The sequence below is a fragment of the Pseudomonas sp. FH4 genome (assembly GCF_000510915.2).
Classification (GTDB): Bacteria; Pseudomonadota; Gammaproteobacteria; order Pseudomonadales; family Pseudomonadaceae; genus Aquipseudomonas; species Aquipseudomonas brenneri.
In genome coordinates this window covers 200,317-216,434 of record NZ_AOHN01000021.1, presented here as the reverse complement: position 1 = coordinate 216,434, position 16,118 = coordinate 200,317, and the positions used below count along the sequence as shown (strand labels likewise).

11 protein-coding genes and 1 pseudogene are annotated in these 16,118 nt (G+C 61.5%); 11 read left to right on the top strand and 1 reads right to left on the bottom strand.

Annotated features, from left to right (window positions below; all coding sequences use genetic code 11):
* Positions 1-24: 24 nt before the first annotated feature.
* From H097_RS17595 to H097_RS17555, 10 genes and pseudogenes are all read left to right on the top strand, one after another.
* Entirely contained in the window at positions 25-1,386 is a 1,362-nt protein-coding gene (locus tag H097_RS17595) for a DUF1329 domain-containing protein (protein ID WP_032861364.1), read from the top strand.
* A gap of 3 nt (positions 1,387-1,389) precedes the next feature.
* Positions 1,390-2,694, top strand: a complete 1,305-nt coding sequence (locus H097_RS17590; protein ID WP_032861362.1) for an MFS transporter — start codon at positions 1,390-1,392, stop codon at positions 2,692-2,694.
* Between the two features lie 36 nt (positions 2,695-2,730).
* Positions 2,731-3,909: an amidohydrolase gene (locus H097_RS17585; protein WP_050593392.1), complete on the top strand. Its 1,179-nt coding sequence runs from the start codon at positions 2,731-2,733 to the stop codon at positions 3,907-3,909.
* A 1-nt stretch (position 3,910) separates the two neighbouring features.
* Positions 3,911-4,021, top strand: a pseudogene (locus H097_RS29120) (outer membrane lipoprotein carrier protein LolA); the annotation flags it as partial.
* 29 nt (positions 4,022-4,050) lie between these two features.
* Positions 4,051-5,451 carry an amidase gene (locus H097_RS17580; protein WP_032861360.1) on the top strand — a complete coding sequence of 467 codons (1,401 nt, stop codon included), beginning with the start codon at positions 4,051-4,053 and terminating at the stop codon, positions 5,449-5,451.
* A 44-nt stretch (positions 5,452-5,495) separates the two neighbouring features.
* Positions 5,496-7,391, top strand: coding sequence for an acyl-CoA synthetase (locus H097_RS17575; RefSeq protein WP_032861358.1), 1,896 nt, complete (start codon positions 5,496-5,498; stop codon positions 7,389-7,391).
* 157 nt (positions 7,392-7,548) lie between these two features.
* Positions 7,549-10,110, top strand: coding sequence for an EAL domain-containing protein (locus tag H097_RS17570; protein ID WP_032861356.1), 2,562 nt, complete (start codon positions 7,549-7,551; stop codon positions 10,108-10,110).
* A 68-nt stretch (positions 10,111-10,178) separates the two neighbouring features.
* Positions 10,179-11,120, top strand: a complete 942-nt coding sequence (gene feaR, locus H097_RS17565) for a transcriptional regulator FeaR (protein WP_032861355.1) — start codon at positions 10,179-10,181, stop codon at positions 11,118-11,120.
* Positions 11,121-11,249: 129 nt separating this feature from the next.
* On the top strand, positions 11,250-13,340 hold the full coding sequence (locus tag H097_RS17560) for a PQQ-dependent dehydrogenase, methanol/ethanol family (RefSeq protein ID WP_032861354.1): 2,091 nt from the start codon (positions 11,250-11,252) through the stop codon (positions 13,338-13,340).
* A gap of 92 nt (positions 13,341-13,432) precedes the next feature.
* Positions 13,433-14,287, top strand: a complete 855-nt coding sequence (locus H097_RS17555; protein WP_032861352.1) for a transporter — start codon at positions 13,433-13,435, stop codon at positions 14,285-14,287.
* A gap of 234 nt (positions 14,288-14,521) precedes the next feature.
* Here H097_RS17555 and H097_RS17550 read toward each other — a convergent pair whose 3' ends face one another.
* On the bottom strand, positions 14,522-14,857 hold the full coding sequence (locus H097_RS17550; protein ID WP_029291131.1) for a helix-turn-helix domain-containing protein: 336 nt from the start codon (positions 14,855-14,857) through the stop codon (positions 14,522-14,524).
* A 58-nt stretch (positions 14,858-14,915) separates the two neighbouring features.
* Here H097_RS17550 and H097_RS17545 point away from each other — a divergent pair, with 58 nt between their 5' ends.
* Entirely contained in the window at positions 14,916-16,007 is a 1,092-nt protein-coding gene (locus H097_RS17545; protein ID WP_032861349.1) for an NADH:flavin oxidoreductase/NADH oxidase, read from the top strand.
* Positions 16,008-16,118 lie beyond the last annotated feature (111 nt).

Here is a 16,118-nt window from a genome sequence, read left to right as displayed (position 1 = left end):
ATAACAAGAAAAGGATTGAGCCTGATGAATTTTTCGACACCGGTTATATATGGCAGCACGTTGGCGCTGCTGCTCTGCAGTTCGGCGATGGCCGCAGTTTCACCTGAGGAAGCGGCTCGGCTGGGCACCACGTTGACGCCACTGGGCGGCGAAAAAGCCGGCAACGCCGACGGCTCGATCCCGGCCTGGACCGGTGGGTTGCCCAAGGATGCCGGTGCGGTCGACAGTGCCGGGTTCCTGGCCGACCCCTTCGCCAATGAACGAGCGTTGTTCACCATCACTGCGCAGAACGTCGAGCAGTACAAGGGCCGCCTGTCTCCAGGCCAGGTCGGCATGTTCAAGCGTTACCCCGACTACACCATGCATGTTTATCCCACGCACCGCAGCGTCAACGTGCCGCCGGCGATTGTCGAGGCCGCGCGCAAAAATGCCCTGAACACCCGGCTGGTCGCGGGTGGCAACGGTCTGGAAAACTTTACCAAGGCTTATCCGTTCCCCATTCCCAAGGACGGCCTGGAGGTGATCTGGAACCACATCACCCGTTATCGGGGCGACAGCATGAAGCGCCAGATGGTGCAGATCGTGCCGGATGTACGCGGCGTGGGCACGCCAGTGACTTATGACCACCAGTATGTGTTGCGCGAAAGCCTGGCCGATTACGATCCGGCCAAACCGAGCAATGTGCTGTTCTACAACAAGCAGACAGTGATTGCCCCGGCGCGTCTGGCCGGTAACGTCGAGTTGGTGCATGAGACCCTCGATCAGGTCAAGGAGCCACGCCAGGCCTGGATCTACAACGCAGGCCAACGGCGAGTGCGTCGGGCGCCGCAGGTGGCCTATGACGGCCCGGCCGCCAGTACGGATGGCCAGCGGGTGGTGGATAACTACGACATGTTCAATGGCGCGCCGGATCGCTACGACTGGCAGTTGGTCGGCAAGCAGGAACTGTACATTCCCTACAACAGCTACAAACTCGATTCGCCCACGCTCAAGTACGCGGATATCACCAAGGCCGGCCATATCGACCAAGGCTTGGCACGTTATGAGTTGCACCGGGTCTGGCATGTGGTTGCGACGTTGAAACCGGGCCAGCGGCATGTGTATGCCAAGCGCGATTTCTACATCGACGAGGACTCCTGGCAAGCGGCTGTGATTGACCACTACGACGGGCGCAATACCTTGTGGCGCGTGGCTGAAGCCCACCAGCAGTCCTACTACAACCATCAGGTGCCGTTCTACACCGCCGAAACCCTGAATGACATGATCAGCGGGCGGTACCTGGTGCTGGGCCTGAAGAACGAAGAAAAACGCAACTATCAGTTTGATGTGAAAGCACTGGAAGGTGAGTTCACGCCCAATGCCCTGCGTCAGTCCGGGGTGCGCTAAACCATGAAGACGACCTCGGCTCCTTCATCCTCGTTTGACTATGTAGCCCCTGTGCCGGCGGTGCCGTCGCGCGCCAGGACGCGCCGCGTGGTAGTGGCCTCGTCCCTGGGCAACGGCCTGGAAATGTACGACTTCACGGTCTACAGCTTTTTTGCGGTGATTATCGGCCAGCTGTTTTTCCCGGCTGACTCAGCGCTGGCGTCGTTGATGATGTCGCTGGTGACCTTCGCCCTGGGCTTTTTGATCCGGCCCCTGGGCGCGGTGTTGATTGGCCGGTTCGCCGACCGTTATGGGCGCAAGCAGGCGTTGACCCTGACCATCGCCTTGATGACCGTGGGCACCGGCATTATCGCCTTCACTCCGACCTATTCGAGCATCGGCATCTTTGCCACCGTGCTGCTGGTCTTTGGCCGTCTGCTCCAGGGCTTTTCGGCTGGCGGCGAGGTGGGTGCGGCCTCAGCGTTCTTGATGGAGTCCGGGCGTACCGATAACCGTTGCTTCATGGTCTGCTGGCAGGGCGCAAGCCAAGGCGCCGCCGCGCTGTTGGGCGCGCTGTCGGGGCTGGTGCTGACCACGATGCTGTCGCAGGAGGCGTTGCACAGCTGGGGCTGGCGTGTGCCGTTCATCATCGGATTGCTGATCGGCCCGGTGGGCTGGTACATCCGCCAGCACCTGGATGAAACCCACGAAAACATCGACAAACCCACGCCATTTCGCGACTTCGTGCGCAATCACGCACGCACCCTGGGGTTGGGCATCCTGCTGATGGCCAGCTCCACCGTGAGTTCGTACATGGTGGTGTTCTACATGCCCACCTACCTGACCCGCACGCTGCATTACCCCAGCAGCTTTGCCTTTGGCCTGGTGGCCTTTGCCTGTGTGTTGCTGGCCGTGGTGCCGCCTTTTGCCTCGCGTTTCGCCGATCGCATGCCCCGGCGCAAACCCCTGTTGTATTGGTTGTGCGGCTTGCAAGCGGTGCTGACCTATCCCGCGTTTGTGATGCTCGACCAGCAAAGCACGCTGCTGTGCCTGGTGGCGGTCTCGTTGCTGATTCTGCCCATGGCCATCAACGGTGGAGCGGGGCTGGCATTGTTGATGGAAGCCTTTTCCCGTGATGACCGGGTGACGGGGCTGTCGATCATCTACAGCTTTGGCGTGACGCTGTTCGGCGGTTTTTCACCGTTGATCGTGACGTGGCTGATTGCCCTGACCGGCAGCCCGCTGGTACCGGCCTGGTACTTGTGTGGGGCCATCGTTTTAAGTGGCGCTGCACTGCGTTTCTACCCTGAGCACCCTGGGCGTCCCTGAATTTTCTGACCTGAACCCAAGAATAAGGAATCTACCGTGAACTACAGCCCTCTACACACGCGCCTGCAAGACAGTACCGAGCGTTTTGTCACGATCCGCCGCAATATCCACGCCGAACCTGAGCTTGGGCAGAACACCCGGGAAACGGCAGCTTTGGTCATTGGCTTGCTCGAAGGCTGGGGCTACGAAGTACACACCGGCGTCGGCGGTTGTGGTGTGGTCGGGGTGCTGCGGCGTGGCAGCGGCTCAAAAACCCTGGGGCTGCGGGCCGATATGGATGCGCTGCCCATCGTTGAGAAAAACGGTTTGCCCTGGGCCAGCCGTCGTGAAGGATTGATGCATGCCTGTGGTCACGACGGGCATACGGCAACCTTGCTCGCGGCAGCTGAACAACTGGCGTTGCATGCTGAGTTCGACGGTACGGTGAACGTGATTTTCCAGCCGGATGAAGAGGGCCTGACCGGCGCCAAGGCGATGATGGACGATGGTCTGTTCCGGCGCTTTCCGTGCGATGCGGTGTACGCCTTTCACAATATGCCGGGGTTCCCGGTGGGCCACGCGATCATCAAGAGTGGCGGGGTCATGGCCTCGTCCGAGCGGGTGTGCATCACGCTCACGGGGCGTGGCGGGCATGGGGCGATGCCGGAGCGCAGCATTGATCCGATCCCGGCATTGGCGAGCATCATCAGCGCGCTGCAAACCGTGGTGTCGCGCAATATCGGGGTCAACGATTCGGCGGTCATCAGCATTGGCAAGGTGCATGCCGGGACTGCCGTCAACATCATCCCGGAAACGGCCATGCTGGAGTTGAGCGTGCGTACCCTCGACCCGCAGGTGCGTGAGTTCGTCGAGCAAAGAATCCGTGGGATCGTCCTGGGGCAGGCCGCGTCATTTGGCGTCACGGCCCATATCGACTATCAACTGCTGGCGCCTGTGCTGGTCAATACCCCGGCCGAGACCCAGCACATGCTGGAGGCGGCCAAGCGGGCGCTGGGCACCGCCAATGTCCTGGAGCAAGTGTCGCTAAAGGCCATGGGCAGCGAAGATTTTGCCTGGATGCTGCATGAGGTGCCGGGGTGCTATTTCGGCTTGGGCAATGGCATGGGTGAGTTCAACGGTTGCTCAGTGCATAACGATCACTACGACTTCAATGATGAACTGATCCCACTGGGCGCGGCCTGCTGGGTGGCGCTGGTGGAAGACTACCTGCGCTGAGATCACGCCCCCTGTAGGAGCGAGCTTGCTCGCGAAGGTCGTCAACGATAACGCGGGCTTGCCGGTTAAGCGCGGCGTTCTCGGGTTTTTCGCGAGCAAGCTCGCTCCTACAGGGAATATCGCCATTACCAGGACTTTGTCATGACTATTGCGCAGATGAGTGCCGTCGAACTGCTCGAACATTTCCGCGCCAGAAGGCTGTCGCCGGTGGAAGTCACCGAGGATGCATTGGCCCGTATCGAGCGCTTCAACCCGCAGGTCAACGCTTATTGCTATACCGACCCGCAAGGTGCGCTGGACACAGCCCGTGCGGCTGAGCAGCGCTGGTTCAAGGGCCAGCCTTGTGGTGCGCTGGACGGCTTGCCAACCTCGATCAAGGAACTGACAGCGACCCGCGGGATGCCGACCCGTAAAGCCTCGCGGGTGATTCCCGCAGAGGGGCCGTGGGAGGTCGACGCGCCGATCACCACGTTTTTGCGCGACGCGGGCGCCGTTATCCTGGGCAAGACCACCAGCCCTGAGTTCGGCTGGAAAGGTGTGACGGACAGCCCGCTCTACGGCATCACCCGCAACCCCTGGGACACGCGCATGACCTCTGGCGGGTCGTCTGGCGGCGCGGCAGTGGCGGCCTCGCTCAACCTGGGGGTGTTGCACCAGGGCAGCGATGCCGGCGGTTCGATTCGCATCCCCAGCAGTTTCACCGGGACCTTCGGCTTCAAGCCCACCTTTGGCTACATTCCCCAGTGGCCGGCCAGCGCTACTACCCTGGTTTCACACCTGGGGCCCATGACGCGCACGGTGGACGATGCCGTGTTGTTTCTGCAAACCGTCGCGCGGCCTGATCCCCGGGATGGATTGCTGGGGGCGCCACGGCATACGCCCTGGTTGCCGCAGGACACCGACCTGCGTGGGCTGCGCATTGCCTACAGCGCGGATTTTGGCTATGTGCAAGTTGACCCTCAAGTGGCCCGCGCGGTGGCCCAGGCGGTTGAGCGCCTGGCGCAGTTGGGTGCGCAGGTGGAGGCCGTGGACCCTGGCTTCAGTGACCCGTTGGAGTTGTTCAAAACCGTGGTCTACGCTGGGGCCGTGGATTTGGCAAGGCAACTGAGCAGTGAGCAGAAGGATTTGCTGGATCCGGGCCTGCGGCGGTTTACCGAGCAGTGCCAGCACACCACCCTGGCACATTTCACCGCGGCCCAGGAGGCACGGGCTGCGCTGGTGGCGCGGATGAATCAGTTCCACAGCCGCTATGACCTGCTGGTTTGCCCAATGATGCCCATTACCGCATTCGAGGCAGGGCACGATGTGCCACCTGGCTCGGGGCTGGAGGACTGGATGAAATGGTCACCGTTGAGCTATCCCTTCAACCTGACCCAGCAACCTGCCGCGTCCTTGCCGTGTGGTTTTTCCAGCGAAGGCTTGCCGATTGGCTTGCAGGTGGTTGGCGCCAGATTTGCCGATGACCAGGTACTGCGGGTGTGTCGCGCCTATGAACAGGCGTTTCCCACGACCCATCCGCTGGCGCCTATAGTGAAAAACTGAAAATCGCGCCTGCGAACCGTTGTCCAAGCAAGGACCCCAAGACCATGACTGCACCTGTTTCCCTCGCTCGGCTGAGTGATATCCAAGCTCTTGAACAGCAGTACCCGCTGGCGGAGCGTAATCTTCCCGCCAGTACCTATGAGTTGCTACAGCGTTCGGCCGAGCGCTTCGGTGACCTGCCCGCCCTGTGTTTCCTGCCCACGGGCAGCATCGACGACCAGCCCTGGCGCATCAGTTATGCCGAACTGTTCGCCAAGGTCACGCAAACCGCGAATGCCTTGCACCGCCTGGGATTGCGACCAGGGCAGTCGGTATCCTTCCTGTTGCCCAACTTGCCGCATACCCACTTTGTGATTTGGGGCGGTGAGGCTGCGGGGATCGTCAATGCCATCAACCCGTTGCTGGAGCCTGAGCACATTGCCGAGCTGATCCGCGCTTCCGACACCTCGGTGCTGGTCACGTTGGCACCGTTCCCCGGCACGGACCTGTGGCAGAAGGTGACCGCATTGGCCGACCTGTTGCCGCAGATGCCCACGGTGGTGACGGTTGATCTGGCCAACCTGCTGGCAGAACCGCAACGCAGTGCCGTGAAGGCTCAACGATCACCGATGCCCGCAGGCGTACTGGATTTCGATGAACTGCTCGCCGCTGCCCCGGCCGATTATCTGGAGAGCGGGCGCGTCATCCAGCCGCATGACATCGCATCCTACTTCCACACCGGCGGCACCACCGGCACGCCGAAGCTGGCGCCCCACACCCATTTCAACGAAGTGGCAATGGCTGAGATCATTGGCCTGCACGGGCGATATGTGCCGGACGATGTGCTGTTGTGTGGTTTGCCGCTGTTCCACGTCAACGGGGTGATGGTCACCGGGCTTGCGGCCTTTCACCGGGGGGCCCAGGTCTTGCTTCCCGGGCCACAGGGTTACCGCAACCCGACGTTGATCAAGGACTTCTGGAGACTGGTAGAGCGCTACCGCGTCAGCAGTTTCAGCGGTGTACCCACCATCTATGCGGCACTGCTGCAGGTTCCCAACGCCGGTATTGACGTCTCCACCCTGCGTTTTGCGCTCTGCGGTGCGGCGCCGATGCCGGTGGAGCTGATCCGCCAGTTCGAAGCCCGCACCGGGCTGCGCATCATTGAAGGTTATGGCCTGACCGAAGGCACCTGCGCCACCGCCTGCAACCCTTACGAGGGCGAGCGCCGGCCCGGCTCCATCGGCCTGCGCCTGCCGTATTGCGAGGTCAAGATCGCGGTGCTCGACAGCGATGGCAACTACTCGTGTGATGCCGCCACGGATGAACCTGGCACCCTGTGCCTGCGCGGTCCGACGGTGTTCAAGGGGTATTTGCAGGCGGACAAGAACGCAGGCATCTGGCTCGATGGCGACTGGTTCAATACCGGTGACCTGGGGCGGATCGATACCGATGGTTACATCTGGCTGACCGGTCGCAGCAAGGACCTGATTATCCGTGGCGGTCACAACATTGACCCGCAGATGATCGAAGAGGCATTACATCGCCATCCCGCCGTGGCGCTGGCGGCGGCGGTGGGCAAACCCGATATCAAGGCCGGAGAGCTACCGGTGGTGTACATCCAGCTCAAGGCCGGTGAGCAGGCCAGCGCAGCCCAACTGATGGAACACGCCATGCAGCACATTCACGAGCGTGCGGCGGTGCCCAAGGATATCTGGCTGGTGGAGCAGATCCCGTTGACCGCCGTGGGCAAGACCTTCAAGCCGGCCTTGCGCCTGGATGCGGTGCGTCGAGTGTTCGAACACGAAGTGGGGCAGATTGCTGCCAGCAGCCAGGTCCAGGCGCTGAGTGACGAGCGCCATGGGCAGCGGGTGGATATTCACGTGCCTGGCCTGACGGCTGCGCAGCGTGAGCAGTTGCATCAGCGCCTTGGCGGTTATGCCGTGCGGTATGTGGTGTATTGAGGGGGCTGATAACATCGGCCAGCCGTTGATTTTTTTCAGGAAACCCGAGGAATCCTGAAAAAGTGTCTATCGTCTATGGGCAGGCAGTCGCGCACTTTGCGGTGCGCAATGTGATTTTCGATGCGGGTTCCTGGGGCGTCATGACGCCTGGAGCGCTATGGAAAAGCTCAACGTTGACCCCAAGGCCACACGGCAAGGAACCTCCAATCTTTCGATGGCACGCGGCTCTTTAGTCGCGTGCTCGACGCTGTTATTGGCGATGTTTCTGCTGGTGGGGTTGTTGCTGACCTCCATTGCCCATCACCTGAACCACGATGCCGGGGAACATAGCCGGCTCGATATCGAAAACGCCTTGCTATCGGTTGAAAAAATCGCCGGTTCTACGGTTAAGGACTACGCATTCTGGGGGGATGCCTATCAGCACCTGCACCAGGCGATTGACGTGGAATGGGCGTTTGTCCGGCAGAACCTTGGCGCTACGTTATTCACGGACTTGGGCTTCCAGGGCGTCTTTATTGTCGACCCTGCGGGCCGTACGGTGTACTCGGTGATTGACGGCCAGTTGCAGACGGTTGCCGTGCAGGATTGGCTGCACGCGCCGATTGATACGCTGCTGGCCCAGGCCCGCGCGGCTGCAGTCAACAGCCAGTCTGTCAGCCGGCTTATCAACGCAGGCGGCACACCCGCTGTACTGGCGGCAGCGGCACTCACGCCCGGAACCGATCCGGACGTAACGGCCGATGACGGTCCCCAATCGGTACTGATCTTCGTGGCCAAATTGGAACCGGCAAGGCTCGAAGCTCTGGGCCGGGATTTTGGTGTGCAGGGTTTGCAAGTCGCCTCGTCGGATGCGGGCTCGGCCAGCACTCCAACCTTGCAGCTCAAGGATAATGCCGGCGTCGTGCAGTGGTCCTCGGAGGACCCGGGGCATCAGCTGTTGGTCATCATCGTGCCCCTGGTCACGGTCGCCGGCCTGATTTTCGGCCTGATGGCCTGGTTCATCCTGCGCCGGACTACCGCTGCAGCACGGATCATGGACAGCAACTACGCCACCCTGCAAGCCAGCCGCGCGGCCCTGGCGGTCAGCGAGGAGCGCTTTCGTGATGTAGCGGAAGCGGCATCCGACTGGATCTGGGAGGTGGATAGCCACCTGCGGTTTACCTACCTGTCGGACCGCTTCGAGGCGATCACCGGGCTTGTGCGCCGCGAGTGCCTGGGGCTTGCGCTCGATGAGCTGCTGACCTCCGATCAGGGTTCGCTGTCGATCTGGTTCAAGGAGCACGCACGGCGCGCCAATGCCATCGTGCAGTGCAACTACCTGTCTGGCGAGGGCGAGGTGCGTATCTGCCGGTTGTCGGTACGCGAGATCCCGGGGCAGGGGTATCGGGGCACTGCCAGCGACATTACCGAAGAGGTCGCCGCCCGGCGGCGCATTGAATACTTGTCGCAACACGATGCCTTGACCGGGCTGGCCAACCGCACACGCATGCAGGAGTTTCTGGAGGGCAAGCTCAAGGCCTCGCCGACCCTGGAAAAACCGCTGGTGATGCTCAGCATCGACCTGGACCGCTTCAAACCGGTGAACGACCTGCTGGGGCATGCGGCGGGTGACGAGGTGCTCAACCAGGTCTCCCGTCGGCTGCAGGATTGCCTGCGGGGTGACGACCTGGTGGCGCGCATCGGCGGCGATGAGTTTGTGCTGGTGGTGGCGGACATGAGCTCGCCGCTGGAAGTGGAGAGCCTGTGCCGACGCCTGATCGACTGCATCGAGCAGCCGTTCTACATCTGCGAGCATGAAGTGTTTATCAGCGCCAGCATCGGGATTGCCATGGCGCCGGCGGATGCGACCCTGGCCGAAGAGCTTCTACGCTACGCCGACATTGCGTTGTATGAGGCCAAGGACGGTGGCCGCAATACCTGGCGTTTTTATGCCGGCGACATGAATGCCCGCATCATCGAGCGACGCCAGCTCGAAAGCGACTTGCGCCATGCGATCAAGAATGACGAGCTGCGCCTGGATTTCCAGCCGCGCTACCGCATCGAAGGCAAGCGCCTGGCCGGTGCCGAGGCCTTGGTGCGTTGGGAGCACCCGTTGCGTGGGCTGCTGGGGCCGGACGTGTTTATCCCGATTGCCGAGGAAACCGGGCTGATCCTGCCACTGAGCAATTGGGTCTTGCACGCGGCGTGTCAGGCCGCAGCGGGCTGGCCTGAGGACGTGATGATTTCGGTCAACCTGTCTTCTACCGAGTTCCAGCGCGGGCACTTGGTGGCGCGGGTCAAATCGGTGCTGGCCGAGACGGGTTTGAACCCGGCGCGGCTGGAACTGGAACTGACCGAAAGCGTGATGCTCAACGATGAGAAAATTGCCTTGAGCATCATGCTGGGCCTCAAGGCCCTGGGTGTACGCTTGCTGATGGATGATTTTGGCACCGGCTATTCATCACTGAGCTACCTGCGCTCATTTCCGTTTGATGGGCTGAAGATCGACCGCAGTTTTGTCGGTGGCCTGACCGCCAGCGGCGGCGACCAGTCGATCATCCAGGCCATCGTCGGCCTGGGCCGGGCGCTATCGCTGACGGTGACTGCAGAAGGCGTGGAGACCCTTGACCAGCTCAAGGCCTTGAAAATCGTGCAGTGCGATGAAGCGCAAGGCTTCTACCTCAGCATGCCGATGAATGCCCAGGCGATCAGCGAACTGATTACGCGACGCATGGATTAGGGCTTGCAGGTGTGCCTACATAGATAATATGTTAACGATATAACTATAAATTATCTGTGGGAGGGGCTATGCCTGCCTTGTTGCACACCCGCACCGAGTTTGCCGACTGGAACCGTGACTTGCGTGCGGTGTGCGGCAATTTCAGTACCGCGCTTTCTGAGCGCCACAGCCTGTTTATCGGCAGTGTCCATGGCCAGGATGTGTGTGGCCTGGAGTTGGCGCATATCCGCACCAACGCGGGCTTGATCAGTCGGCAGCACACCCGTGGCGATGGGGATGATGATCGTCACTGTTTTCTGATCCTGCAAAGCAGCGGTCATCAGCTTATCCGACAAAAAGACCGAGTGATCGAACTGGGGCCGGATGATATTGCCCTGGTGGATTCAGCCCGGCCCTTTGAGATCGAGCCGCAAGGCCTGGTGCAAAATATCTCGGTGCATCTGTCACGCGAAGCCGTCAGCCGGCAGTTCGCCCAGCAACGCCTGTTTGGCAAGCTGGCGCGCAACAGTGTCTCGACCCATATGATCCGCGCCTTGGTCCGCTCGCTGGGCGACGCCGAGTTGAGTGAAGGTCATGGCGGCAAGAACGATGGCCCGGCGCTGGAGCAGGCGCTGATTGGGCTGGCGATTGCCGGCCTGGACGAGGGTGCCGAAGGCCAGCCCGGATTTGCCTGTGTAGGGCATGACGATATTTATGGGTTGGCCACCCGCCTGGTGGAAGCTTCCCTGCAAGAGAGTGAGCTGGGCCCTGAATACCTGGCGCGGCACCTGAATGTCTCGGTGCGTCAGTTGTATCGCTTGTTCGAGCAGCGCCATGAAAGTATCGCGCGCTATATCCAGCAACGCCGCCTGGAGCGGGTGGCCCAGGATCTGCGCGCCCGTGAGCTGCGCCATGAGTCGATCACCCAGATCGCCTTCAAGTGGGGATTTGTCGACGCCGCGCACTTCAGCCGGGCCTTCAAGCGCCATTTCCAGCATGCACCTCGGGATTTTCGCCAGCACCCTGCGTAAGCCACGGTTTGGCAGGGAATGCCAAGCGCGTTGGCAGCCTCAGTCAAGTGTCATGGCGTGACAGGCTCTCTAATAGCCTGGCCTGGGCTGGGTTGATACCGAGCCGATCAATGTTGGAGAACAATAACAATGAGAATACGCAGCCTGCTGATAGGCAGCCCTTTGCTGATGGCCTCGCTTGCATTCGCAGGCCCTGCCCAGGTCGATGGGCCGCGCATCATTGCCGCCGACCAGGAGCCGGGAAACTGGATGAGCCACGGTCGCACCTACGATGAGCAGCGCTACAGCCCGCTCGACGGGGTGAATGCCGGCAACGTCGGCCAGTTGGGGATGGCCTGGACCACCAAGCTGGATATCGACAGCGGCACCGAAGCCACGCCGCTGGTGGTCGATGGGGTGATGTACACCACGGGTGCCTTCAGCATCGTCTATGCGATGAATGCCGCCACCGGCGAGCTGCTGTGGAAATACGACCCGAAAGTGCCCGCCGAAAACCTCAGCCAGGGTTGCTGTGGCCCGGTCAACCGGGGCGTGGCGGTGTGGCAGGGCAAAGTCTACGTGGGCAGTTTCGATGGGCGCTTGATTGCCCTGGATGCGGGCACTGGCCAGCCGGTGTGGAGCGTCGACACCCTCATTGATCGCAGCAAGAGCTACTCGATCACCGGCGCGCCACGCATCGTCAAGGGCAAGGTGCTGATTGGCAATGGCGGTGCCGAATTCGGCGTGCGCGGTTACGTCACGGCCTATGACGCCGATAGCGGCAAGCAAGTGTGGCGCTTCTACACCGTGCCGGGTGATCCCAAGCTGCCCGCGGAAAACGCGGCGATGAGCAAGGCCATGAAAACCTGGGATGGCGACGGCTGGGTCAAGTGGGGCGGCGGCGGCACAGTGTGGGACTCCATGGCCTACGATCCGCAACTGGACCTGCTCTACGTGGGCACTGGCAATGGTTCGCCGTGGAACTACCAGTTCCGTAGCAATGGCAAGGGCGACAACTTGTATGTGTCGTCGATCCTGGCCTTGCGCCCGGACACCGGCGAGTACGTCTGGCACTACCAGGTCACGCCGCAGGACCAGTGGGACTTCACCGCGACCCAGCACATGATCCTCGCCGATATCAACATTGCAGGCAGCGTGCGCAAGGTGATCATGCAGGCACCGAAAAACGGCTTTTTCTATGTCCTCGATCGCAGCAACGGCAAACTGCTGTCAGCGAAGAATTTCGTGCCGGTGAATTGGGCCAGTGGCATCGACCTGCAGACCGGGCGCCCGATCCTCACCGGCGCGGCGGACTATTCCAAGGAACCGAAGGTGGTGCAGCCCAGTTTCCTCGGCGGGCACAACTGGCACCCCATGTCCTACAGCCCGAAGACCGGCTACGTGTACATTCCGGCGCAGTACACCCTGGCGGAGTTGAAGGCGGCCAAGGCCCCGCAATTTCTGCCGAACAAATCGGTGGTCAACTTTGGCCTGGATGTGCCGGACCTGCCGGAAGACCCGAAAGTGCTCAGCCAGATCCGTGACGCCTGGAGCGGTGAGTTGATCGCCTGGGATCCGGTCAAGCAGCAGGCCGCCTGGAAACAGCCCTACATCAGTGCCGGCAACGGCGGCACGCTGGTTACGGCGGGCAACCTGGTGTTCCAGGGCACCGCCGACGGTCGGGTGGTGGCCTACCGTGCCGATACTGGCAAGCCGCTGTGGGAGCACCGGGCCAATTCCGGGGTGATGGCGGGACCGGTCACGTACACGGTCAATGGTGAGCAGTACGTGGCGTTCTCGGTGGGCTGGGGCGGGATCCTGCCGCTGTTGACCGGCCCGCTGACCAACAAGGGCAAGGTGCGGGCCGAGTCGCGGGTCATTGCCTTCAAACTCGGTGCTACAGGCGAGTTGCCACCGCCCAAGGCCGCGCCCGTGCTGCCGGCCACCCGCCAGGTACTCACCGCGACACCCGGGCAACTGGCCCAGGCGCGTGACCTGTTCAACGGCCTGTGCGCCGGTTGCCATGGCCTGAATGCCATCAGCGGCGGGGTGGTGCCGGACCTGCGTTACCTGGATGACAACAAGCACGCGGCATTCCCGGCTTTTGTCAGCGGGGCGCTGATCAACCGGGGCATGCCCAACTTCTCCGACATTCTGCAACGCGAAGACATGGAGTTGATCCGCCAATACCTGGTCAAGCGGACCCAGGACTTGCAGGCCGATCTCAAGACGCTCCACTGACCCCTCGTTGAAATCTGCGCCTGGCGACTTCCTGTGGAGTCGTCATGGCGAAGCTTTGCCTCCAATTCCAATAACAATAAGACGGACTCGCCATGAAAACACTTAGTACGCTGACCCTCGGCACACTTTTCGCCAGCCTGGCAGCATTGGCCCATGCCGACGTCAAGCCCGACCCCGGCGACTACACCGCCTTGCCCCAGGGCACTGATGTGGTGGTGCTGTACCAGCAGAACCCGCGGGGCGACAAGGTTTACTCTGGCGGCAAGAAAGTCGCCGACAACCTGGACCTGGACATGAGCGTAGGCGTGTTGCGCCTGATCCACTTCACCGAGTTCTTCAACACCGGCCTGACCTGGGACCCGCAGATAGTCATTCCTTTCGGTTACCAGAAGACCGGCGTCAGCGACAGCAAGAACTCGGGGTTGGGCGACATCACCTTTGGCGGCACCGTGTGGACCCTTGCGGACCTGGCCAACAACGAGCACCTGGGCTGGTCAGTATTTGTCACCGCGCCCACGGGCGCGGACAAGAACCAGAGCTTTGCCCTGAGCAACAATCGCTGGGCCCTGGACTTCCAGGTGGGGTATATCAAGGGGCTGACCGACAAAATCACCTGGGATGTGATCGCCGAAACCGAGTTCTACGGCGAACAGCGCGCCACCGATGCCAAGAAAGACCCGCTGCTGCAACTGCACAACCACCTGCGCTACAACTTCACCCCAGAGACTTACGCGGCCATCTCCTATCGCCACAATTGGGGCGCCCGCGAGACGCTGGACCATGAAACCCTGGCCACCAGCCGCAGCAATGGCACGGTCGGCTTTACCGTGGCCACGATGTTGGGCAAGCAGGTACAGGTGCTGGGGCAACTGATGCATGACACATCAGTGCGCGAAGGGGTGAAGATCGATAATTCGCTGCAGTTTCGCCTGGCGTATTTCTACTGACCTCACAGGCGATGGCGCCCGAAAGGGCGCCCAAGTGCCTAATGCCAGTCAGTTAAGCGGATTCTGCTTTCTGTAGGAGCGAGGGGGACGCCTAGTTCTTGCTCGCGAAGGACGTCAACGATAACGCGTGTTTGCTAGGTAAACGCGGCGCTCTCAAGTTCTTCGCGAGCAAGAACTAGGCGTCCCCCTCGCTCCTACAAAAAGGCTTAACTGACTGGCGTTAGCCCAAGTGCTTCACTGCTGGGACAGAATGCACTCCAGCAATCCAGGAAACCGCACCGCCAACACATCGGCCCGCAACGAGTTCATATGGGTCGTGCCGACGCTGCGCGTATGCACCAGCCCGGCATCGCGCAACACCCTAAAGTGATGGGACATGCTGGACTTGGGGCGCCCGCCATCGAGCTCGCCGCAGCTGGCTTCTTCAACGCCGGCCAGGCAGCGCACGATGTCCAGGCGCACAGGGTCGCTCAACGCATAGAGCAGGCGTTCGAGGGTCAATTCTTCAGAGGAGGGGTGTTTAAAGGCTCGCATGAAACGAATGATAACAGGGCTAGCATTGATTACCATAGTTCGATTAAGATCGAACTATCGAATCAAACGTTACCCTCGTTTCAGGAGCATTCCCATGGCTGCATTGTTCGAACCCTTCACACTCAAAGACGTTACGTTGCGCAATCGCATCGCCATTCCGCCGATGTGCCAATACATGGCTGAAGATGGCCTGGTCAACGACTGGCATCACGTCCACCTTGCCGGTCTGGCCCGTGGTGGCGCTGGCCTGGTGGTGGTCGAGGCAACCGCCGTTGCACCTGAAGGTCGTATCACCCCTGGCTGCGCCGGCATTTGGAGCGACGCCCATGCACAAGCCTTCGTGCCTATGGTCCAGGCGATCAAGGCTGCAGGCTCGGTGCCCGGCATCCAGATTGCCCACGCCGGGCGCAAGGCCAGTGCCAACCGTCCGTGGGAAGGCGATGACCATATCCCCGCAGGCGACGCCCGTGGCTGGCAAACCCTCGCGCCATCGGCCATCGCGTTTGGCGCGAACCTGCCGAACGTCCCGCGTGCGATGACACTGGAAGACATTGCCCGCGTCCAACAGAATTACGTCGATGCCGCCCGCCGAGCCCGCGATGCTGGCTTTGAATGGATCGAACTGCATTTCGCCCACGGTTACCTGGGGCAGAGCTTTTTCTCCGAGCACTCCAACCAGCGCACCGATGCCTACGGTGGCAGCTTGGACAACCGCAGCCGCTTCATGCTTGAAACCCTGGCCGCCGTGCGTGAAGTCTGGCCGGAAAACCTGCCACTGACCGCACGTTTTGGCGTAATCGAGTACGACGGGCGCGACGAACAGACCCTGGAAGAATCCATCGAACTGGCTCGCCGTTTCAAAGCGGGCGGCCTGGACCTGCTGAGCGTCAGCGTCGGCTTCACTATCCCTGACACTAATATCCCTTGGGGCCCGGCGTTCATGGGCCCGATTGCCGAGCGCGTGCGCCGCGAAGCCGGTCTGCCGGTCACTTCAGCCTGGGGGTTCGGCACGCCGCAACTGGCCGAAGGCGCGTTGCAGGCCGGTCATCTGGACCTGGTTTCCGTAGGCCGTGCACACCTGGCCGACCCACACTGGGCGTACTTCGCCGCCAAGGAACTGGGAGTAGACAAGGCCTCCTGGACCCTGCCGGCGCCTTACGCGCATTGGCTTGAGCGCTATCGCTAACCCTGTAGGAGTCGGCTAACGATACCGGGCACCTGGATGAATGCGGCGCCTGGGCGGTTTTCGCTGGCAAGCCAGCGCCTACATAAGGCTGTGCCTTTGCTGAGCCGTCGC

Bases quoted from the DNA above. Each gene is read 5' to 3' on its own strand.
- H097_RS17560 (WP_032861354.1), top strand. From the start codon at position 11,250: ATGAGAATACGCAGCCTGCTGATAGGCAGCCCTTTGCTGATGGCCTCG.
- H097_RS17550 (WP_029291131.1), bottom strand. From the start codon at position 14,857: ATGGTAATCAATGCTAGCCCTGTTATCATTCGTTTCATGCGAGCCTTT.
- H097_RS17595 (WP_032861364.1), top strand. From the start codon at position 25: ATGAATTTTTCGACACCGGTTATATATGGCAGCACGTTGGCGCTGCTG.
- H097_RS17575 (WP_032861358.1), top strand. From the start codon at position 5,496: ATGACTGCACCTGTTTCCCTCGCTCGGCTGAGTGATATCCAAGCTCTT.
- H097_RS17590 (WP_032861362.1), top strand. From the start codon at position 1,390: ATGAAGACGACCTCGGCTCCTTCATCCTCGTTTGACTATGTAGCCCCT.
- H097_RS17545 (WP_032861349.1), top strand. From the start codon at position 14,916: ATGGCTGCATTGTTCGAACCCTTCACACTCAAAGACGTTACGTTGCGC.
- H097_RS17580 (WP_032861360.1), top strand. From the start codon at position 4,051: ATGACTATTGCGCAGATGAGTGCCGTCGAACTGCTCGAACATTTCCGC.
- H097_RS17555 (WP_032861352.1), top strand. From the start codon at position 13,433: ATGAAAACACTTAGTACGCTGACCCTCGGCACACTTTTCGCCAGCCTG.
- H097_RS17570 (WP_032861356.1), top strand. From the start codon at position 7,549: ATGGAAAAGCTCAACGTTGACCCCAAGGCCACACGGCAAGGAACCTCC.
- feaR (WP_032861355.1), top strand. From the start codon at position 10,179: ATGCCTGCCTTGTTGCACACCCGCACCGAGTTTGCCGACTGGAACCGT.